Source organism: Pseudomonas sp. GL93 (assembly GCF_003408955.1).
In the GTDB taxonomy this organism is placed as follows: domain Bacteria; phylum Pseudomonadota; class Gammaproteobacteria; order Pseudomonadales; family Pseudomonadaceae; genus Aquipseudomonas; species Aquipseudomonas paracarnis.
Map to the genome: position 1 here is coordinate 33,452 of NZ_NKRF01000011.1, position 20,205 is coordinate 53,656.

20 protein-coding genes and 1 pseudogene are annotated in these 20,205 nt (G+C 62.2%); 8 read left to right on the forward strand and 13 right to left on the reverse strand.

Going from position 1 to position 20,205, the window contains the following annotated elements; translation table 11 throughout:
* The first annotated feature begins 54 nt into the window (after positions 1–54).
* A complete protein-coding gene (locus tag CER19_RS02970; protein WP_116665339.1) occupies positions 55–987 on the forward strand; it encodes a pyridoxamine 5'-phosphate oxidase family protein in 933 nt (310 codons plus the stop codon).
* A 192-nt stretch (positions 988–1,179) separates the two neighbouring features.
* Here CER19_RS02970 and CER19_RS02975 read toward each other — a convergent pair whose 3' ends face one another.
* Positions 1,180–1,455 carry a DUF6124 family protein gene (locus tag CER19_RS02975; protein ID WP_116665340.1) on the reverse strand — a complete coding sequence of 92 codons (276 nt, stop codon included), beginning with the start codon at positions 1,453–1,455 and terminating at the stop codon, positions 1,180–1,182.
* A gap of 661 nt (positions 1,456–2,116) precedes the next feature.
* Here CER19_RS02975 and CER19_RS02980 point away from each other — a divergent pair.
* A complete protein-coding gene (locus tag CER19_RS02980; protein ID WP_116665341.1) occupies positions 2,117–2,521 on the forward strand; it encodes a RidA family protein in 405 nt (134 codons plus the stop codon).
* A gap of 123 nt (positions 2,522–2,644) precedes the next feature.
* Here the strand turns inward: CER19_RS02980 and CER19_RS02985 are convergent, their stop codons facing one another.
* The gene (locus CER19_RS02985) at positions 2,645–4,132 is read right to left on the reverse strand and encodes an aldehyde dehydrogenase family protein (protein WP_116665342.1); all 1,488 of its coding nucleotides are present in this window, start codon (positions 4,130–4,132) and stop codon (positions 2,645–2,647) included.
* Positions 4,133–4,368: 236 nt separating this feature from the next.
* On the opposite strand from CER19_RS02985, the gene CER19_RS02990 reads away from it, so the two are divergent.
* Together CER19_RS02990 and CER19_RS02995 are read left to right on the forward strand one after the other, a co-directional pair.
* Positions 4,369–5,538, forward strand: a complete 1,170-nt coding sequence (locus CER19_RS02990) for a p-hydroxyphenylacetate 3-hydroxylase oxygenase component (RefSeq protein WP_032901980.1) — start codon at positions 4,369–4,371, stop codon at positions 5,536–5,538.
* Between the two features lie 56 nt (positions 5,539–5,594).
* A pseudogene (locus tag CER19_RS02995) lies at positions 5,595–6,068 on the forward strand (flavin reductase family protein); the annotation flags it as partial.
* Positions 6,069–6,100: 32 nt separating this feature from the next.
* On the opposite strand, the gene CER19_RS03000 reads toward CER19_RS02995, so the two are convergent.
* On the reverse strand, positions 6,101–7,423 hold the full coding sequence (locus tag CER19_RS03000) for a hypothetical protein (protein WP_116665343.1): 1,323 nt from the start codon (positions 7,421–7,423) through the stop codon (positions 6,101–6,103).
* A gap of 216 nt (positions 7,424–7,639) precedes the next feature.
* On the opposite strand from CER19_RS03000, the gene CER19_RS03010 reads away from it, so the two are divergent.
* The 3 genes from CER19_RS03010 (at position 7,640) to feaR (ending at position 10,724) form a co-directional block, all read left to right on the forward strand.
* A complete protein-coding gene (locus CER19_RS03010) occupies positions 7,640–9,139 on the forward strand; it encodes an APC family permease (RefSeq protein ID WP_116665344.1) in 1,500 nt (499 codons plus the stop codon).
* Positions 9,102–9,668 (forward strand): DUF3156 family protein, encoded by a 567-nt coding sequence (locus CER19_RS03015; protein ID WP_116665345.1) that lies wholly within the window; start codon positions 9,102–9,104, stop codon positions 9,666–9,668. Before CER19_RS03010 ends, CER19_RS03015 begins: the two co-directional genes overlap by 38 nt.
* 114 nt (positions 9,669–9,782) lie before the next feature.
* Complete coding sequence (gene feaR / locus CER19_RS03020) at positions 9,783–10,724, forward strand: transcriptional regulator FeaR (RefSeq protein ID WP_116665346.1); 942 nt, start codon at positions 9,783–9,785, stop codon at positions 10,722–10,724.
* A gap of 186 nt (positions 10,725–10,910) precedes the next feature.
* Here the strand turns inward: feaR and CER19_RS03025 are convergent, their stop codons facing one another.
* The 5 genes from CER19_RS03025 to CER19_RS03050 form a co-directional block, all read right to left on the reverse strand.
* Positions 10,911–11,666, reverse strand: a complete 756-nt coding sequence (locus CER19_RS03025) for an SDR family oxidoreductase (RefSeq protein ID WP_116665347.1) — start codon at positions 11,664–11,666, stop codon at positions 10,911–10,913.
* Positions 11,656–12,459, reverse strand: coding sequence for an SDR family NAD(P)-dependent oxidoreductase (locus CER19_RS03030; protein WP_116665348.1), 804 nt, complete (start codon positions 12,457–12,459; stop codon positions 11,656–11,658). The genes CER19_RS03025 and CER19_RS03030 overlap by 11 nt, the downstream gene beginning before the upstream one ends.
* On the reverse strand, positions 12,452–13,273 hold the full coding sequence (locus CER19_RS03035; protein ID WP_116665349.1) for a molybdenum cofactor biosynthesis F family protein: 822 nt from the start codon (positions 13,271–13,273) through the stop codon (positions 12,452–12,454). Before CER19_RS03035 ends, CER19_RS03030 begins: the two co-directional genes overlap by 8 nt.
* A gap of 13 nt (positions 13,274–13,286) precedes the next feature.
* The gene (locus tag CER19_RS03040; protein ID WP_116665350.1) at positions 13,287–13,652 is read right to left on the reverse strand and encodes a cupin domain-containing protein; all 366 of its coding nucleotides are present in this window, start codon (positions 13,650–13,652) and stop codon (positions 13,287–13,289) included.
* Positions 13,653–13,791: 139 nt separating this feature from the next.
* The gene (locus CER19_RS03050; RefSeq protein ID WP_020301330.1) at positions 13,792–15,090 is read right to left on the reverse strand and encodes an FAD-binding oxidoreductase; all 1,299 of its coding nucleotides are present in this window, start codon (positions 15,088–15,090) and stop codon (positions 13,792–13,794) included.
* A gap of 207 nt (positions 15,091–15,297) precedes the next feature.
* Between CER19_RS03050 and hpaR the strand changes: the two genes are divergently transcribed.
* Positions 15,298–15,720, forward strand: a complete 423-nt coding sequence (gene hpaR, locus CER19_RS03055) for a homoprotocatechuate degradation operon regulator HpaR (protein WP_032896376.1) — start codon at positions 15,298–15,300, stop codon at positions 15,718–15,720.
* A gap of 124 nt (positions 15,721–15,844) precedes the next feature.
* Here the strand turns inward: hpaR and hpaI are convergent, their stop codons facing one another.
* The 5 genes from hpaI to hpaD form a co-directional block, all read right to left on the reverse strand.
* The gene (gene hpaI, locus CER19_RS03060) at positions 15,845–16,645 is read right to left on the reverse strand and encodes a 4-hydroxy-2-oxoheptanedioate aldolase (protein WP_116665351.1); all 801 of its coding nucleotides are present in this window, start codon (positions 16,643–16,645) and stop codon (positions 15,845–15,847) included.
* Between the two features lie 16 nt (positions 16,646–16,661).
* Positions 16,662–17,465 carry a 2-oxo-hept-4-ene-1,7-dioate hydratase gene (gene hpaH / locus CER19_RS03065; protein ID WP_116665352.1) on the reverse strand — a complete coding sequence of 268 codons (804 nt, stop codon included), beginning with the start codon at positions 17,463–17,465 and terminating at the stop codon, positions 16,662–16,664.
* Between the two features lie 11 nt (positions 17,466–17,476).
* Complete coding sequence (locus tag CER19_RS03070; protein ID WP_116665353.1) at positions 17,477–18,781, reverse strand: MFS transporter; 1,305 nt, start codon at positions 18,779–18,781, stop codon at positions 17,477–17,479.
* A 130-nt stretch (positions 18,782–18,911) separates the two neighbouring features.
* On the reverse strand, positions 18,912–19,304 hold the full coding sequence (locus CER19_RS03075) for a 5-carboxymethyl-2-hydroxymuconate Delta-isomerase (RefSeq protein WP_116665354.1): 393 nt from the start codon (positions 19,302–19,304) through the stop codon (positions 18,912–18,914).
* Between the two features lie 15 nt (positions 19,305–19,319).
* Entirely contained in the window at positions 19,320–20,177 is an 858-nt protein-coding gene (gene hpaD, locus CER19_RS03080) for a 3,4-dihydroxyphenylacetate 2,3-dioxygenase (RefSeq protein ID WP_116665355.1), read from the reverse strand.
* Between the last annotated feature and the right edge of the window lie 28 nt (positions 20,178–20,205).

The following is a 20,205-nucleotide window of genomic DNA, read 5'->3' on the forward strand; positions in this document are numbered from 1 at the left end:
CTCTGCAGGGTTGGGTAGGCGCAGCATTCGGTTATCCAACCAGAGGTGATCGCCATGAACTCGATCGAACAATCCCCTTGGCATGTCGGCGAACGCCACTTGCAGGAAAGTGCCGGCGTCGCTGAACGCATGGCCATGATCGGGCCGAAGGTCATTCGTGATTATTTGCCCGAGCAGCATCGTGATTTTTATCCGTTGTTGCCTTACCTCATTCTGGGTGTGGTGGACGAACAGGGTATCCCCTGGGCGACCATGCTGGAGGGCGCGCCAGGGTTTGCCCATTCACCGGATCCACAGGCGCTGCAAATCGACGGCCTGCCGTCCAAAAGCGACCCGGCCTGGGCTGGCATCACTCATGGCGCGTCCGTTGGCCTGCTGGGCATCGACCTCGGCACCCGGCGTCGCAACCGCATGAACGGTCGGATCGGAGCGCTGGATCATGACGGCTTTGCGGTGAACGTGGTGCACACCTTCGGCAACTGTCCCAAGTACATCCAACTGCGGCCCGTCGCTGGGATTGCGCGCAAACCTGGCGATACAGCCGAGCGCAGCACCAGCCTGGACGCCGCCGCCCAAACGCTGATCCGCAACGCTGACACCTTCTTCGTCGCCAGCTACGTGGACCAGCACGGCGAACGCTCGGTGGACGTTTCCCATCGCGGCGGCAACACGGGGTTTGTGCGGGTGGAAGGCAACGTGCTGACCATCCCCGATTTTGTCGGCAACCTGTTCTTCAACACCCTCGGCAACCTGCACGCCAACCCGGTGGCGGGGTTGCTGTTTGTCGATTTTGAAACCGGCGACGTGCTGCAAGTGGCGGGGCGTACATCGTTGATTCTCAGCGGGTCGCCAGTGGCCGAGTTCGAGGGCGCGCAGCGCTTGTGGACGGTGACGGTGGAGCACGTGGTCCGCCGCCCGGCAGCATTGGCACTGCGCTGGCAGTTCGCAGAGTTTTCACCGCACAGCCTGGCGATGGGCACCTGGTAGCCTGGCACGCTCTCCCTGGCACAACTACCTCACTGATGCAGTGAGATCAAATGTGGGAGGGGCGGTGCGACGATTCGACTTGCCCCCGATGAGGTAGTGTCAGTAGACACATTTGTGACTGACCCACCGCCATCGGGAGCAAGCCCCCTCCCACAGGGGAACGTCATTGCCTGTTGAGTTTGCGTTTGTTCATCAGGCCACCGGGCATTCCCGGTTCAGCGCTTCATCGACCAGCAACTGCGCAATCTCAATCATCTGCACCACCGCCAGCACATGCTTGCGGCTCTGGCCGTCAAGCTGTTCGGCACAGTCGTAGGCACAGACAGTCGCTGACTCCAGCATTTCGCTGGCATTGCTCAAGGCGGCTTCAGTGCTGAGTCCGGGGCGGACGGTAAAGATGACATCGGGAGGTAGTAGCGGGTTGTTATCCGAGGGGGATGGCGGGGGATTGGGTGTGACTTTCTTCATGGCGAAGCTCCTATGAATGAGCACCTCCATTTCGCTACCACACGAAGTAAGGAGGCGACTGTACACGGGGTGGTAGACCGGTCATAGAAACCCGGCAGGCCGAAGCCTCCCATGCACAGCCGCCACAAAGCAGCCCGCACAAAAAAACGCCCTTGAGCGTTTTGGGGTCTATGAAAGAACTGGGCTACCACACCCATTCGCTGAATTTGCAGCGACCCGCGAAGGTTAGCGGTGAGGCTCATCGGACGCAACCCGAAGTTTGTGTAAGAGCGGTCTGATGAACTCACTCCTTGGATCAACGTCGGCGGGGGGTAGTTGCCGGAAGGTTGATCGAGATGGAGGCGCAGGCGCTGGGGGCTGAAAACGACAGCTATCTCACTGACGCAATGCGACCCAAATGTGGGAGGGGGCTTGCCCCCGATGGCGGTGGGTCAGTCACAGATGTATTGATTGACACTACCTCATTGGGAGCAAGTCGAATCGTCGCACCGCCCCTCCCACAGTGGGACGTCATTGCTTGTTGAATTGCGTTTATTCATCAGGCCACCGGACGTGCCCGGTTCAGCGCTTTATCCATGAACATGTTGCTGGATGTTGAACCGTCCGACTGAGCAGTTCCTTTGGGTTAGCCTTGTTTTCCTACTGCCAACAAGGACTCGTCATGCAACGAAAGGTCATTAATCCCACGACGGTATTCAATTCGCTGCAATACGGTTTCAGCCAGGCCATGGAAGTGCCGCAGGGGCGGCGGATCATGCTTTCCGGGCAGGTGGGCGTCGATGCTCAAGAGCGCACCGTGGGCCCAGGCATTGCCGAGCAGACGGCCATGGCGTTGGATAATGTCGACAAGGTGCTGGCTGAGGTGGGGGGCGATCTGTCCCATGTGATCATGCTGCGGTTGTATATCGTCGAGTCTGCCCGGGAGCAGCAGGAGCCGATTGCTGAAGCTTTGCGCCAGCGCTTCGCGCATAACCCGCCGCCGTCTTCGTGGACTATGGTCAGTGGGTTGTCGTTGCCGGATTGGTTGATCGAGGTTGAGGCGGAGGCGGTGGTTCCGTTCAGTTAGGCGAGCGATTTTTTGAAAGCAGCAAGTAGTGGCTGACAAAGACAGCTATCTCACTGATGCAATGCGATCCATATGTGGGAGGGGGCGGTGTACACCAAACCAGATGTGCACTGCCCCCCCCAATCAATACCGAATCATCACCGACTTAAGCTCGGTGTAATCCTCAATAAATGCACTGCCAAACTCCCGCCCAACCCCCGAAGACCGGCACCCACCAAACGGCACTGCCGGGTCGAGCAAGGTGTGCATGTTCACCCACAAGGTGCCTGCCTTGATCGCCGGGATCATGCGCAGGGCCTTGCCCAAATCGTTGGTCCACAGGCTGGCGCTCAGCCCATAGGGCCCGTGGTTCATCAGCGCCAGCAGCTCGTCTTCGTCGTCGTAGGGCAGGAAGGTGGCGATGGGGCCGAAGGTTTCTTCGTTGAGCAGGGTGTCGTGCAGGTGGTTGGCGAGGATCACCGTGGGTTCGACGTAGCAACCGGGGCGGTCGATAAGGTGGCCGCCGTGGATGATCGTGTTGTTTTCGGCGCGGGCCTGGTTGAAGTAGCCAAGCAGTTTGTGCTGATGCTGCTGGTGTGTGACCGGGCCGAATTCGGTGTGTTCGTCCAGGGGCGAGCCGATATTCAGGCGGCTCAGGCGCGTCTTGAGTTTTTCCAGCACGGCGTCGATTTGCGAGCGGTGCACGAAAAAGCGTTCGGCCGCCGCGCAGATTTGCCCCGAGTGCAAGAAGCCCGCTTCGATGATGCCGTCCACTGCTTTGTTCACGTTCATATCGGGCAGGAATCCTGCCGCGTTCTTGCCGCCCAGTTCCAGGGTCGCACGGGTGAGCCCGGCACCCATGGCACTGCGGCCTACTGCAATACCGGTGGGCACTGAGCCGGTGAAGGACACCTTGTGCGTGCCAGGGTGTTCCACCAGCCCCTTGCCGACATGGCCGCCGCCGGTCAGCACATTCAGCACCCCCGCCGGCAGCCCCGCGTCGATGGCCAGTTCAGCGATGCGCAGCAGGGTCAGCGGCGTGAATTCGCTGGGCTTGATGATGATGCTGCAGCCGGTCACCAGCGCCGAGGCGAGCTTCCAGATGGCGATCATGGTCGAGAAATTCCACGGCACAATGCCCACCACCACGCCCACCGGTTCGCGCAAGGTGAAGGCGGTGTAGCGCTCGCCATTGAACGAAGGCAGCGACGGCGTGAGGGTCTGGCCGCTGAGCTTGGTGGCCCAACCCGCGTAGTAGCGCAGGAAATGCGCGGCCTGGTCGACCTCAAAGGCGCGGGAAATCTGGATGATCTTGCCCGACTGGCAGGTTTCGATCTGTGCCAGTTCTTCGCGGTGGTGTTCCAGCAGGTCGGCCAGTTTCAGCAGCACGTTGCCACGGATGGCCGGTGCGGTCTGCGACCACAGCTGGAAACCCCGGTTGGCGCAAGCGACCGTGGCGTCGATATCCGCCAGGTCTGCGTCGGCCACATCGGCGATCACCTGGCCGGTGGCGGGGTTGGTCACGCTCAGGCGTGTATCGGTGTGGCTGTGCACGCTGGCACCGTCAATGAATAGCCCATGGAGACGACGTAGAAAAGCGTCGACTTGAGGCAGCAGCGGTATATCGCTCATGGCAGGTTCCTGGCAGTTCACAAAAGAAACCCCGAGGTTAACCAACGCGCAGGTACGCAGCTTGACTGTGCCTGCCAGCTTTTATGCCTGTGCCTGCCGTGCTTGTGAAAAGTACAAGCTTGCCTACCGAACGTGCATTTCCCGCCTGCACGACCCGTTTGATACTGGCCCTGCATCCCGCGCCGTTCCACGATTCGGAGCGCCTGCCGGACTTCCAATAATAAGCAGGGCCGTCCATGAAAAAGCCAAACCCGCTCCTCGAAGATCTCAAGCCTCTTCTGCCTGCCATTGCCGCGAACGCCAGCCGTGCAGAACAGCTGCGCCAGGTGCCGGATGAGAATATTGCGCTGCTCAAAAGCATCGGCCTGCACCGCGCCTTCCAGCCCAAAGCATTTGGCGGCCTGGAGCTGTCGCTGCCCGAATTCGCCGACTGCATCGCCTTGCTCGCCGGCAGTTGCGCCAGCACCGCCTGGGCCATGAGTTTGTTGTGTACCCATAGCCATCAACTGGCGCTGTTCTCGGCGCAGTTGCAGGAGGAGATCTGGGGCGCCAACCCGGATGCCACGGCCAGCAGCAGTATTGCGCCGTTTGGCCGGGTGACCGAGGGCGAGGGCGGTGTGTACTTCAGTGGTGAGATGGGCTGGAGCAGCGGCTGTGACCATGGCGAATGGGCGATTGTCGGCTGCCGTCGCCAGAATGCCGAAGGCACCCAGGATTACTGCTTTGCCGTGCTGCCGCGCAGTGACTATCAGATCCGCGATGACTGGTTCGCGGCCGGCATGAAAGGCAGCGGCACCAAGACCCTGATCATCGACAACGCCTGGGTGCCTGAGCACCGGATCCAGAAGGCCAAGGACATGATGGAAGGCAAGTCCGCAGGCTTTGGTCTCTACCCTGACAGCCAGATTTTTTACGCGCCGTACCGGCCGTATTTCGCCAGTGGCTTCTCCACCGTCAGCCTCGGCGTGGCCGAGCGCATGCTGGAGGTGTTCCGCGAAAAAACCAAAAACCGCGTGCGCGCCTACACCGGTGCCGCCGTCGGCGCAGCGACCCCGGCGCTGATGCGCCTGGCCGAGTCCACCCACCAGGTGGCCGCCGCTCGGGCGTTTTTGGAGAAGACCTGGCAAGACCACGCCGAACACAGCGCCGCCCACCGCTACCCAGCGCGAGAAACCCTGGCGTTCTGGCGCACCAACCAGGCCTACGCCACCAAGATGTGCATCGAAGCGGTAGACCGGCTGTTCGCCGCCGCCGGTGGCAATGCCTGGTTCGAACACAACGAAATGCAGCGCCTATTCCGCGATGCCCATATGACCGGCGCGCATGCCTACACCGACTATGACGTGTGCGCGCAGATCCTTGGCCGTGAGCTGATGGGCCTGGAACCCGACCCGAGCATGGTGTAGCCGCGTTTTCCCTACAACAATCAGGGCGGCCCATAGAGGCCACCCGGGAGTCTTGCATGTCAGACGTATTCGACCCACGAGCCTTTCGTCGCGCCTTGGGCAATTTTGCCACTGGCGTGACCGTGGTCACCGCGGCCACCGCCTCCGGGCGCAAGGTGGGCGTGACGGCCAACAGTTTCAACTCGGTATCCCTCGACCCGCCGCTGGTGCTGTGGAGCATCGACAAACGCTCCAACAGCCATGCCGTGTTCGAGGAGGCCAGCCACTTTGCCGTGAATGTGTTGGCGGCGGACCAGGTGCATCTATCCAACAATTTTGCCCGCCCCCGTGAAGACCGCTTCGCCCTGATCGAGTACGAGCCGGGGGAGGGTGGCTCGCCGGTATTCGCCGATTGCTCGGCGCGTTTTCACTGCGAGAAATACCAGCAGGTGGACGGCGGCGACCATTGGATCATGATTGGCAAGGTGGTGGCCTTTGATGATTTTGGCCGTGCGCCGCTGCTCTATCATCAGGGCGCCTATGCCGAGGTCCGGGCGCTGCCTCCCTGCGCGCCCGAGGCGGTTTAGAACGGCACGGCGACCACCAGTTGGCTGTAGACATTGGTGCCGTTGCCGCCGACCTGATTGCCACCGGTATCGGCTGATTTGTTGGGTGTGTAAAGGCCCAGCAGCGGCGTGATGATCAGGTGCTCGTTGACGGCCCATTCGGCATACAGGTCCAGTTCGCGGCCATCCAGATTGGGCTGGTCACGGGTACTGACGGTGTTGTAGTCGAAGAACAGCGCCCCAAGGGTGACGTTCTCCAATGGTTTGACCTTGAGCGCCACGTGCTGCACGGCGGTATTGCTGTTGAAGGGGCCGGAATAGTTGCCCGCCACTTCGCCCTGCACCCAGGTGCCGTAGCCACGGTTGAAGCCTGAGAACAAGCCGTCCCAGTTCTTCGAATAACGGGCGTAGCGGTAGGTCAGGTCCGGCGACCACGGCAGGTTGGCGAAGGTGTAGCCGGCTTCGACGTAACCGGCATTTTCCTGGCCGTCGCGACGGCTTTGGCGCGCCAGTTCGAAGGCCAAGTGCGCGTTGTCGATACCGGCATTGCCGGCGCCGCGCAGGCTGTAGAGGTTCATGCCTTTGCGCTGGCGCTGCAGGTCGGTGGCGAAGCGCTCATCCACGTCGATGCCGTGAATATAGGTCAGCCCCAGGGTGCCCGGCGCGGCACTGTATTCCAGGGTGCCGGCGGCCATTTCGGTGAGGGCCTGGGCGCGGTTGTCGGACTTGATCCACATCAGGCTGCCGTGCACACCGTCCTTGCCGCCCAGGCGAATCACCGCCGTCTTATCGAAGGCATGGCGTGCGGCGATGTAGTAGGCGCCGCCGCGATTGAACTCGCCGTCGCCCACACCGTTGCCCAGGTTGGGGCCGTCGTCGTTAAGGATAAAACCGTCGCCGAGCATGATGATCTGGCGCCCGAACGACAGGTCCAGGCCGTCCTTGCCCAGCGCCGGTAACAACTCGCCAGACCGCCAGCCAGCGAAGGCTTCGTCAAACTTGGTGGTGCGCTCGGTGCCGTTGGTCAACCCGGCCGCATCGCCGTCGCCCCAGGTACCGGAACTCACCAGGTTGGCCGTGCCATACACACCGCCCAGGTTGCCCAGGTTCTGTTCGGCGCTCAGGCCGTACTTGATGAACGCCTCACGCCAAGTGGAGCCGCCGCTGCGCCCATCGTAGTTCTTCGGGCTATTGAACATACCGTACACGGCGAGGAAGTTGCCGGTGACCTGAGTGTCGGCGTCTGCATACAACTCGATGGCCTGCGCTTGGCCCACCAGCAGTGCCACGCCCAGGCCGACCGTCTGGCGCAGGCAGCGGTTTTTCAGTGTGTGCTCCATTGTTATTGCCCCCATCTTGGTTAAGAGTGAGGGCGCATTAGGGCGAGCGGTATGAGGCCAAGTCTTTTCCCTGCGTGCCAGGCAATTGACTCTGGCCGCCAGGCAGCAGGCCTTGGCAGGCAGCAACAAAACCGGCGGCAGACAGGGGCAAGACGATCAACGGGAGTGGGGCGCAGAGTGCCGACACATTAAAAAAACCGCTTCGAGGACCCCTCCATGTCGATCAACGACCGACTCACCGCACACCTCAACCGGGGCACGGTAGGTTTTCCCACTGCGTTGGCCAGCACCATCGGCCTGATCATGGCCAGCCCGGTGATTCTCACCGCCACCATGGGTTTTGGCATCGGCGGCAGCGCCTTTGCCCTGGCGATGCTGATCGCCGTGGTGATGATGCTGGCCCAGGCCACCACCTTCGCCGAGGCCGCGTCGATACTGCCTACCACCGGTTCGGTGTACGACTACATCAACTGCGGCATGGGTAGGTTCTTTGCGATCACCGGGCCCTTGTCGGCCTACCTGATCGTGCATGTGTTCGCCGGCACCGCCGAAACTATCCTCGCCGGCGTCATGGCCCTGGTGAACTTCGAACACCTCAATACCCTGGCAGAGTCGGCCGGCGGCTCGTGGTTGCTGGGCGTCGGTTTCGTACTGGTGTTCGGCGTGCTGAATGCTTTTGGCGTCAGCGCATTTGGCCGCGCCGAGATCATCCTCACCTTCGGCATGTGGACCACCCTGATGGTGTTCGGCGTACTGGGCCTGATCGCCGCGCCGGCGGTGCAGTTGGATGGCTGGTTCGGCGAGTCGTTGGTGGGCACCGACCTGGTTACCGTACTGTCGCTGGTGGGCATGGCGATGTTCATGTTCGTGGGCTGCGAGTTCGTCACCCCGCTGGCGCCGGACCTGCGCCAATCTGCCAAGGTGATGCCACGGGCGATGATGCTCGGGCTGATGGGCGTGGCCACCTGCATGTTCATCTATGGCGCGGCGATGAAACGCCAGGTGGAGAACGTGGTGCTCGATGTGGCGTCCGGCGTTCACCTGTTGGACACACCCATGGCCATCCCCCGGTTCGCCGAACAGGTGATGGGGCAGATCGGTCCGTTGTGGCTGGGCATCGGCTTTCTGTTCGCTGGCGCTGCGACCATCAATACCCTGATGGCCGGCGTGCCGCGCATCCTCTACGGTATGGCGGTGGATGGCGCCTTGCCCAAGGTGTTCACCTACCTGCACCCGCGTTTCAAGACGCCGCTATTGTGCATCCTGGTGGCCATGTTGATTCCGTGCCTGCACGCGCTGTACCTGGGCGGCAACACCGACAACATCATGCACCTGGTGCTGGCGGCGGTGTGCGCGTGGAGTTTCGCCTACCTGTTGGTGACCTTGTCAGTGGTGATCCTGCGCATTCGGCGTCCGGACTTGCCACGGGCCTATCGCTCGCCGTGGTTCCCGCTGCCGCAGATCGTCTCCAGCATCGGCATCCTGCTGGGCATGTGGTTTATCACCCCACCAGGCATGAACCCGGCTGACATCTACGTGCCGTTTGGCGTGATGCTCGGCGTGACGGCCACCTACGCGCTGTTCTGGACCCTGGTGGTGCAGAAGGTCAACCCCTTCAAGCCCGCCTGTGTGGAGGAGGTGTTGGCCAAGGAATTCAATCACGAACCGGGGCAGGCCCATGACGGTTATAGCGACCTTGCGGCAAAAACTGTTTGAGCTGTTTCGTGCTGACCGCGCACCCAGCGGGTATCGGCCGGGGGTGACCCTGGCCCACCTGCGGCGTGATCTGGGCCTGGCAACCCTTGAAGTGGACGGTGTGGCCTTCGAGATTGTCGAGCGCACCGAGTCGCAGTTGTTAATGCACCTGGTGCTGACCGAATGTGTCCTGCGCGTTCCTGCTGCAGCGGGTGGCGCTGGCAACTTCGAGGTGCACCATGGCGGCGCGTTCCGTCGCAGCGGCATTCATGTGCGGCGCCGCGCTGGCAACCAGGCACTGGGCCGTGAGTTGCAGGCGCGTTTGCTGGCTGACAGCACGTTGTTCCAAGCGTTAATGCCGCTGGATTTCAAGCGCCTGCGCATCGAGCTGCACGACCAGCAATGGTGCGTGCGCCTGGAGCATATGGGCGGCAGCGAGGTGGTCAACCGCATGCCGACGTTTCGGCGCTACATTGCTGTGAGCCGTGCACAACGCGAGCATTTGCTCGCCACATTGGTCGGCCTGCACAGGGTACTGTCGAATCTCTGATTGGCACCATTAGTGCTTCTGCAAAGGGCAAACAGGTTGTTGTTGCGTGCATATAGATAACATGTTAACTATTGCACCAGAACAACAAGAATAACGCCACTGCGGAGACACCCCATGAGCATCCCACAGCATGCACCCGACGGGCTCGACAGCTGGAACCGCGAACTGCGCGCCGCGTGCGGCCACTTCGATACCGAACTGGCCTTTAACCGTTCGCTGTTTATCGGCGAGATCCACAACCTGTCGCGTGGCCTGGCCATCCTGCGCACCAACGCCGGGCTAATCAAACGCCCGACGCACCAAGCTGACCATGACAACGACCAGGAATGTTTCCTGGTCAGCCAGCGCAGCGGCTATTCCCAGATCACCCAAAACGACCAGACCGTACAACTGGCTCCCGGCGAAATGCTGTTGATGGACTCGGTGGGCTCAATCGAAATCACCCCCTTCGGCCTGATCGAACACGCCTCGCTGTCCCTGTCGCGCACTGCGGTGTGCAAGCACCTGGGCGGCCAGGCACGGGCCTTCGGCAAGATCTCCTCGACCAAAGCCTGCGGGCGCATGCTGCATGTGCTGATGGACCAACTGTGCAAGGACGATACCGACGAAGACGCCACGCAAGTGGAAGCACTGCAAGCGGCCTTTGTCTCGCTGCTGGGTTCGGCGTTGGAGCAGGGCGGCGAGTGCCGTGAAGGCGTGGCCTCGTTGCAGGGCAATAACCTGCGCAGCTATGTGCAAAAAGTCATCGATGAGTCGCTGAGCCAGCCGGGCCTGAGCCCGATTGGCCTGGCCAACCGCCTGAATATTTCGGTGCGACACCTGTACCGTTTGTTTGAAGAACAGGACGACAGCGTCTGCCGCTATATCCAGCGCGCACGGCTCAAGCGCAGTGCGGATGACTTGACCAACCCGTTCCTGCGCAGTGAGTCGATCACCTCGATTGCGTACAAATGGGGCTTTACCGACTCGGCGCATTTCAGCCGCTCGTTCAAGAAGCAGTTCGAGGTATCACCCAAGGATTTTCGTTCGAGCCGGTTGCAGGCGGTGCAGGCATAAACAGCTTCTTCAAGCTGCATGAGAGCCAATGTGGGGCAGGCAAGGCATTTTGTAGGAGCGAGCTTGCTCGCGAAAGACCCACAGGCGCCGCGTTCATTCAGGAAGCACGCGTTATCGTTGACGTTTTTCGCGAGCAAGCTCGCTCCTACAGGGCATTGGGGCAAGCCCCCACAGTTAGTTCGGGTTTCAGGTTTCGGGCAGGGTAGACCCACCATCCACCACCAGCGTCTGCCCGGTGATATAGCCCGCCAGGTCAGAGGCCAGAAACACCATCGCCCCGGCAATATCCGCCGCCGCGCCCAGGCGCCCCAGCGGTACACGGCGGGCGATGCTGTCATTCACGGCCGCATCGCCCAGGTTATCCATCGCCGGCGTGGCGATCATGCCCGGCTCCACGCCGTTGACCCGCACATTCAACGGCGCCAGCTCCAGCGCTGCGTTGCGGATAAACCCATTCACCCCGGCCTTGGACGCCGCATAGTGGCTCAGCCCCGGATAACCGACCCGGTTGCCGGTGACCGAAGACGTCACCAGCACGCAGCCCCGGCCTTGCTCGCGAAACCTCGGCAACGCCGCCTGGGTCAGCCAGAACAGCGCCGACAGGTTCACCGCCAGGGTGCGCTCCAGGATCGTTGGGGTGATGTCGGCAAAGGCGGTCAGCGGAAAGTACCCGGCGTTGTGCACTAGCACATCCAGTTGCGCCAAGCCTTGGACGCAAGCGAACACCGCTTCGGCATCCGCCAGGTCAACGCCAACGGCGTCAACCTGATGCCCTTGCGTGCGTAACCCGGCAGCCAGGGCTTCAGCCTGTTCAAGCAGACGGTCGGCAATCACCACTCGCGCACCGCGTTGGGCAAAGGCCTGGACGATGCCCAGGCCAATGCCTTGGGCACCGCCGGTGACCAGCACGACTTGGCCGCTGAAATCCAGGTCATGGGGCATGGGCAGGCTCCAGGCGCGTGAACGCCAGCGTCGGCACGTCGACGATGCTGGCCCCACCGTCCGCCACCAACGTGGCGCCGGTAATGATCGAGGCGTCGTCGCTGGCCAGGAAGCGGCACACCTTGGCGATCTCGTCGGCACGGGCGGCGCGCCGCAGCGGTACATCGGCACACACGCGCGCGTACGCTTGCGCCAATGTGTCGCCATACGCCGCCATCAATGGCTGCATTTCCGCATCGGCCATCGGCGTGTGCACCCAGCCTGGGCACACCGCGTTCACCCGCACGCCATGGGGCCCATAATCGCGGGCCAGCGAGCGGTTGAGCCCGAGCAACGCATGCTTGGCGGTGGTGTAGCCACACACCTCGGGGCCTGCCGCCAATGAGGCGATGGAGCCAATCAGCACCATGTTCCCGGCGCTTTCCTGCAACAGTGGCAGGCAGGCGCGGGCGCTGTAGAACGCACTGTCGAGGTTGCTGCGCAGCGCACCTTCCCAGGTGGCCGGGCTGGTCTGGGTCGCGCTGCCCAGGCCGTGGCCACCGGCGCAGGCCAGCAGCACATCGAGGCGCCCGCAGTGGCTGCGGATTTGCTGGATAAAGCCGTCCCAGGTGTCCGGGCAGGCGGCATCGCCCACCAGGATCAGCCCGCCGGTGTCCAGCGCCACCTGTTCCAGTGGCTCACGACGCCGACCGATCAGCACCAGATGCGAGCCTTCCTGTGCGTACAAGCGTGCGCAGGCAGCGCCGATGCCGGTGCCGGCCCCGGTGATCACCACCGTGCGCGGCTCAGTCACGGGGGTACTCCGTGCGGTTGAGCACCTGGCAATAGGAACTGATCGGGAAGTTCGACAACGCGTCGAAGGACGCCCCGGCATAGCCGAAGATCTTGCCGTCGCTGCGGTGCTGTTGCAGGTCGATCAGCACCAGGCCGAGGGTCGGCACGATCTTCTCCTGCCAGACGAACAGGTACAGCTGTTCTGCGATCTTGTAGTAATGGCAGCGGTCGGTGTCGCACAGGCCTTTCTCCACGCCCTCAAGGCATTGCCAGGCGTAGAACCGCGGGTTGAGGTAGATGTGCTCGTAGACCTCGCTGGGGCTGTAGCGATAGTGGTTGCGCAGGCCGACCAACTCGTCGGTGGGGGCGTGCAGGCAGTGGCCGTCCTGCCACGGCCGGTCGAGGCTGCCGTGGAGGAAGTCAACCTGTACAGAGGTCAGCGGTTTGCCGGCCAGGGCGCGGTGGTAGAGGCCTTCGTGGGTCTCTGCCGGTTCCGGCATACGGCCAATCACCGCGGTAAAGGAGGCATTTGGCGTGTCCAGCACCAGGCTGATCGACCAGCTTTGCCCGGCCTCGTGCTTGATAAAGTCCACCAGGTACAGGCCCGGGCGAATCGAGCTGGCGCGGTAGGCCGCGCTGCCGCTGGAGTGGCCATCGGCGGCATGCCAGGCCAGGCGTTCCTGTTCGAAGCGGTGTTCGATCTGCCAGCCATTGGCAAAGTGCAGGGTGAAGGTCTGGCCGGCCAGGTCGGCCAGGTTCGGCAGGATGAACGCCTCGGGTGCAAAACCGTCGGCCAGGGCGCCTACGGTGATCCAGTCAGATGAATTCGACATGGCAACGCCTCCCTTACACGACGGCGAAGTAGTGTTTGACGAAACTCTCGCTGACCACTTCCCACAGCACGGGCGTGCCCTTGGTCACGAACCAGCTGTCACCGGCTTTGTAGCGTGTGGATTGGCCGGTGGACTCGTCGGTCAGCACCACTTCGCCGGTGACTATCGTGGCCTGTTCGGCGAACGGGTAAACCATGCGGAACTTGCCCTGGGTGGTGCCGAAGTACGCACTGCTGACCGCATCGGTGGGCGCGCCTAAGGTCATCTTGCCGAAGGCGCGTACTTCGCCTTCGAGGATTTGCGAGCCGAGGTCGGCCACGGTGCCCCAGGCGTCGAGTTCCGACAGCTGGACGTTGTGTTTGATAGTGGTAAGGGTCATGGCAGATGCTCCTGATTAATACAGCATTATTTTTTGTAGGAGCGAGCTTGCTCGCGAAGAACGTATTGGCAGCGCGATTCACCTGAATGCCCGCGTTATCGTCGACGCTTTTCGCGGGCAAGCCCGCTCCTACAGGGGGTTAGCGGCGACCGTTCCAGTAGCCGGAAAGTTGGTGCCAGGATTTGCCCGCCGTCAGCAGCAGCGGGCGAATCGCGTCCTTGCCAATGATGGTGGGGCGATGAATCGAGCTGACCAGGTCATAGCGCGCCGAGCCTTCGCTCATGCCTTCGGCCAACACCTTGCAGATGATGTGGCTGGGGGTGACGCCGAAGCCGGAATAGCCCTGTACGAAAAACGCATTGCTGCGCCCCGGCAAGGTGCCCACCTGCGGGAACAGGTTCGGGCTGCACGCCATCGGGCCGCCCCAGGCCAGGTCGATTTTCACGTCCTTGAGGTAGGGGAAAATCTTCAGCATCAGGTGGCGGTTCCAGGCTTTGAGGTCGCCGGGAATGTGCTCCACCAAAGGCGTGGCGGCGCCGAACAGCAGGCGGTTCTCATTGGTGACGCGGTAGTAGTCGATCACCGGGCGGATGTCGCTGTAGGCCCCACGGATCGGGCTGATGCGCTGGATCAGCTCCTCGGACAACGGCTCGGTCATCATCTGGAACGCGTAGGTGTTGATGGTCGAGCGGTGCAGTTCTGGCTCCAGCTTGTTGAGAAAGCTGTCACAGGCCCACAGCAACTTGCTGGCGCGTACCGAGCCGCGACCGGTGCGCACAGTGATGCGCTCGCCGTAGCTGACTTCCAGCGCCGGGCTGTTCTCGAAGATCTTCACGCCATGGCTGGCCAGTGCGGTGGCTTCGCCCAGCAGCAGGTTCAGCGAATGCACATGCCCGCCACCCATGTGCAACAGGGCGCTGGTGTAGGCGGTGGAGCCGATGATCTGCTGCACATCGGAGCCGCCGAGAAAGCGGATTTCGTGCTGGCTGTTGATCGACTTGAAGTCTTTCTCCCAGGCGCGCAGGGTTTTTTCCTGGCGGGCGTTGAAGCCCATGTAGCCGTAGCCGTGGCAAAAGTCTGCATCGATGTTGTACTTGGCGATGCGGTTCTTGATGATGTCGGCGCCCAGGTCGCTGATCTCGAACACTTGGCGCAGGCCGTCTTCGCCCACGTCCTTCTTGATCTTCTCCAGGTCATGGCCGATGCCTGCCATGATCTGCCCACCGTTGCGGCCCGTGCCGCCAAAGCCCAGGTAGCGCGCTTCAAGCACCACAATGTTGGTGATGCCTTTTTCCGCCAGCTCAAGGGCGGTGTTGATCCCGGAAAAGCCGCCGCCGATGACCACGACGTCTGCGTCGATATCCTGTTCCAGGGTGGGGAAGCTGAGGTTGTATTTCTTGGTGGCGGTGTAGTACGTGGGGGTTTCGATGTTGATCATGGCGCAGCCTGAAAAAGTGAAGGAAGGCGCTAAAGCGGATGCCTCCATTAGGGCCCCTGGCGGGCTGGAAGTCTTGATCCTGCGTGCCCGGGTTTTTGATTCAGCGCGCCACGGGCGAGGGCACCTACAAGTTATAGCGCGCTCCGCGGCCGGGAATGTTAGAGTTTCGTTAAACTATTAACTAAATACTTCGTGACCCTGAGCCCTATGTCCACACCTCGACAATCCCTGACCCTGGCCTTGCTGCAAGCACGTGAGGCCGCGATGAGTTTTTTCCGTCCTTCCCTGAATGAACACGGCCTGACCGAACAGCAATGGCGCATCATCCGCATCCTTGAACAGCATGGTGAGTTGGAGATCTACCAACTGGCGGAACTGGCCTGCATCCTCAAGCCGAGCATGACCGGCGTGCTGGTGCGCATGGAAGCGGCCGGCATGGTGCACCGGCGCAAGGCCGAACAGGACCAGCGCCGGGTGCTGATTACCCTGGCAGACAAGGGCAAGGCGAGTTTCGAGTCGATGAGCCAGTGCATGGAGGCCAACTACCAGCGCTTGCAGGATCAGTTTGGCGAAGAGAAATTCCAGATGCTGTTAGGGTTGCTGGATGACTTGAAGAACATCAAGCGCTGACCTAGTGACTGAACCACCACCGGTCAACTGTGGGAGCTGGCTTGCCTGCGATAGCGCCGGGTCAGCTGGCTTATTTGTCGCTGATGCACCGCTATCGCAGGCAAGCCAGCTCCCACATTGGATCTCAGTAGACACCACCGGTACTGGCAGCCAGAGGCACGTCTTTGAACTTCCCGGCCAGGCTTTGCAGCCCCCTCATCAACACCGTGGTGTCGACCCCCACCGCCACGAACGTCGCCCCCAACTCGATATAGCGTCGTGCGAGATTTTCATCTGCACTGAGAATCCCTGCGGCCTTACCCGCCTTGACGATACGCACGATGGCATCCTCAATCGCCGCCTGCACTTCAGGATGCCCAGGATTACCCCGATGGCCCATGGACGCGCTTAAATCTGCCGGGCCGATAAACACACCGTCCACGCCTTCGACGGCGGCGATGGCGTCCAGATTGGCCAGGCCCTCGGCATTCTCAATCTGCACCAGCAGGCACATCTGCGCGTCGGCCTGGTCGAGGTAATTATCGATACTGTTCCAGCGCGAGGCACGGGCCAGGGCGCTGCCGACCCCGCGAATACCCTGGGGTGGGTAGCGCAGGGCGCGCACTAGTTCTTGGGCCTGGGCAGCGTTTTCGACCATGGGCACCAGCAGCGTCTGCGCGCCGATATCCAGCAGTTGCTTGATCAGGGCCGTATCGCCGATCACCGGGCGAATCAACGCCTGGCTGGGGTAGGGCGCAATGGCCTGTAACTGCGCGAGCATGTCCCCCAGTTGGTTGGGCGCATGTTCGCCGTCGATCAACAGCCAGTCGAAACCGGCGTTGGCGGCCAGTTCCGCGCAGTAGGCGTTGGCAAGGCCGAGCCACAGGCCAATCTGTACCTCGCGGTTGTGCAGGCGTTGCTTGAAGCGGTTGACAGGCATGTCCATGAAAGCACTCCTGGATTCAGACGAAGCGGCAGGCAATCGAGCCGAGCAGGTCGTAGTCGACGTGGAAGGTATCGCCGGGGCGGGCTGCCACGGGGCGGGTAAACGAGCCGCCGAGAATCACCTGGCCGGGCAGCAGGGTGACGTCATAGGGCGCCAGCTTGTTAGCCAGCCACGCCACGCCCTTGGCCGGGTGGTTGAGCACCGCCGCCGACACCCCGGACTCTTCGATCACGCCATTGCGATACAACACCGCCGGCACTTTGCGCAGGTCGATCTCGGTGGGGCGCACGGCGCGGCCGCCGAGCACCACACCGGCGTTGGCGGCGTTGTCGGAGATGGTGTCGAACACCTTGCGCGTGGCGTTGGTGTGCGGGTCGACCTGCTGGATGCGGGCGTCGATGATTTCCAGCGCCGGGATCACCCATTCGGTGGCGTCGAGCACATCGAACACCGTGCAGTTGGGCCCTTTGAGCGGCTTGCCGAGGATGAAAGCCAGTTCCACCTCCACCCGTGGCACGATGAAACGTTCGAAGGGAATGTCGCTGCCTTCGTCGAAAAACATGTCGTCGAGCAGGGCGCCGTAATCGGGTTCGGTGATATTCGACGACACCTGCATGGCCCGTGACGTCAGGCCGATCTTGTGGCCCTTGAGCGTGCGCCCGTCCTTGATCTTTTGCGCGACCCATTCACGCTGGATGGCGTAGGCGTCCTCGATCGTCATGCCGGGGTAATCGAGGGAAAACTGGCGCACCTGTTCGCGGCTGCGTTCGGCGCGGTCCAGGTGGGCGGCGGCCGCGAGGATTTGCTGGGAGTCGAGCATGGCAACGGTCTCTAGTGTGGGTTGACGATGGCGGCCTGGGTGCGCAGCACCAGCAAGCCACCGAGGGCGATAAACAGCGCGAGTACGTACAGGGCCAGGCTGGCGCTCTGGGTGGCGTCGCGCATCCAGCCGATCAGGTAGGGCGCGAGGAACGCCGCGATGCTGCCGAACGAGCTGATCATGGCGATGCCCGCCGCCTGGGTGGTGTGGGAGAGAAACGCCGGTGGCAGTTGCCAGAACATCGGCAGGGCGGCACTGGCGCCCATGCCGGCGACCACCAGCCCGCTCATCACCAGCAGCGCATTGCCGGGCGCCAGGCCCGCCACGGCGATACCGAGCGCGGCCATCAGCAACGGCACGCACAGGTGCCAGCGGCGCTCGCGGTGGCGGTCGGACGAGCGCCCGCAGCCGAGCATGAAGAAGCAACCGGCCAAGTACGGCACGGCGCTGAGCAAGCCGACCTGACTGTCACGGCCGATGCCGGCGCCGTGGATCAGGGTGGGCATCCAGAACGCCAGGGTGTTGACCGCCAGCATCACCGCAAAGTACACAGCCACCAGCAGCCACACCTGCGGGTCACGCAGGATGCCGCCGAACGAGGTGATGGTCTTGCGCTGTTCCTCGTTGCTCAGTTGGGTGCGCAGTTGCTGTTTTTGCTCGGCAGTCAGCCAGTGCACCGACTCGAAGCTGTCCGGCAGCCACTTGAGCACCACCAGCCCCAGCAAAACCACGGGCGCGCCTTCGATCAGAAACATCCACTGCCAGCCGCGCAGGCTGCCGACGTCGTGGAAGTTTTCCAGGATCGCCCCGGAAATCGGCCCGCCCAGCACCCCGGCCATGGGCACCGCAATGGCAAACAATGCGGTGACCTGGGCGCGACGGCGTGCCGGGTACCAACGGTTGAGGAATACCAGGATCCCCGGGAAAAACCCGGCCTCGGCCACCCCCAGTAGAAAGCGCAGCACGTAGAACCCGCGCGCGCTCTCCACCCACAGCATGCCGGTAGAGAGCAGACCCCATACCACCATCAGGCCGGCGATCCAGCGCCGTGGCCCGACGCGGTCCAGGGCGATGTTGCTGGGCACGCCGAACAGTGCGTAGGCAATGAAGAACAGGCCGGCGCCGAAGCCATACACGGTGTCGCTGAAGTGCAGGTCGCTGCTCATCTGCATCTTGGCAAAGCCGATGTTGATGCGGTCCAGATGGGCGAACAGGTAACACACCAGCAACAAGGGCATCAGGCGCCAGGTCACCAAACGATGGGTGCGGTCGTGCTCGGCAAGCTGCAGGCTTGCAGTGGAATGGGCTGTGCTCATGGTGGTGTTCTTTTTGTTGTAGGAGCGAGCTTGCTCGCGAAAAACGTTAACGAAAACGCAGCGCTGTTGGATCCGCCGTGCCTGAAGGTTTTTCGCGAGCCAGCTCGCTCCTACAGGGAGGCGGGCCGTTTCAGTTCGCCGGGTTGTTCAGGAACGCGTGCACATTGTTCTGCTTGAAGTTGAGCTGCGGGTGCAGCTCGATCATCTCGAACGACAACGCGAGCAAGCGCTGTGCCTGCAGCTCGGCGAAGTGCGCGATGATCACCGCGAACACCGCTTGGGCGACGGCCTCGCGCGTGGCCAGGTCGCGGCCATGGCCGACTTTGAGGGTCATGTGCACAAAGGCATAGTCATGCTTGCCGTCGGCCATGCGCCAGGTGTCCAGGCGTACGCCGCGACTGCGAATGCCGCCCAGCGGAAACACACCGCTGTCGCCCAGCACGCGGTGGACTTTTTCAAACAGGCCGGGCAAGTCGGCCTGCTGTTCGAGGTTGTCGGTGTACTCAGCGATAAAGTGCGGCATGGGGCTCTCCCAGGGTTAAAGCGGGAAAATCGCGTTGATCTGGCCGGTGCCCGAACTGCCGAACGGCGGCGTGATGATCTCGGCCGGCTTGGCATAGTCCGGCCCACCCAGCAGGCCCAGGAGCATGGCGGTGTCGTGCATCTTGCCTTCGCCAAAACAGTGTTCGGCGTAGTCGGGCAGCATGGCGCAGAACTCTTTGAAGCGACCTTGCTTCCACATTTCCACGACATGCAGGTCCACCTGCTTGTCGAATTCGCGGGTCCAGTTGTGAATATTCGCCTCAGCCTCACGGTCGTCCGAGAACCGATGGGACAGCGAGCCGGACGCCAGCACCAGCACCTTGCGGTCGCTCTTTTCGATCGCCCGGCGCACAGCGGCGCCGAAGGCAAAGCTGTCTTCCAGGCGATGCCAGGCGCACCAGGCAGCGATGGAAATGACCTTGAATTTGTGTGCGTCGGGCACGCCCATATGCATGTAGCGCATGGGCACCAGGGTGCCGTATTCCAGCTCCAGGCTCGGGATGTTGTGGGCCATGCTGCGCACGCCAGCCAGGTTGGCTTCGGCGGCGATCAGCTCGCCCAGCTCGGGGCAACCGGGGTAGGCGTAGTCCATGTTCTTGATGAAGTGCGGCAGTTCGTTGCTGGTGTAGGTGCCCTGGAACTGTTCGCCGCAGTTGACGTGGTAGCCGCTGTTGACCAGCCAGTGCACGTCGAACACCACCGCGGTGTCGGCCCCCAGTTCGCGGGCACGCCGGCCGATTTCCTTGTGTCCGGCAATGGCCGCTTCGCGACAGCCGTGATGCTTGCCGGGCAGTTCCGACAGGTACATCGACGGTACGTGGCAGATCTTGGCTGCCAGAACCACTTCGCCCATGATGACTCTCCTGAATAATTATTCTTGT